Annotated in this window: 1 pseudogene; it reads right to left on the bottom strand. The window is 81.0% G+C overall.

The features are described 5' to 3' along the window. A pseudogene (locus KVT14_RS21680) lies at positions 1–231 on the bottom strand (hypothetical protein); the annotation flags it as partial.

The following is a 231-nucleotide window of genomic DNA, read 5'->3' as shown; positions in this document are numbered from 1 at the left end:
GTGGCGAGCGAGGCGGCGTCCCCGCCGACCAGGCCCGCGACGTCGACGTCGCTCAGCGTGACGACGGTCGGCCAGCCGGAGCCCGCGACTGCGACGCCGTCGGGGAGCGGCGGGGCGGTCCCGGGGTCGGCTGCGCCCTCCGGCACCTCCGGCAGCGGCACGCCCACGTCCTCGGTGGCGGCGCCGGCGGGGCCGGAGAACGCCTGCACGGGGTCCTCGGGCGCGGTGGAC

This window comes from Cellulomonas sp. GbtcB1, from assembly GCF_019091725.1.
Taxonomy (GTDB): Bacteria; Actinomycetota; Actinomycetes; order Actinomycetales; family Cellulomonadaceae; genus Cellulomonas.
The sequence above is the reverse complement of the archived record's forward strand: the minus strand, read 5'-3'. Positions and strand labels throughout refer to the sequence as shown.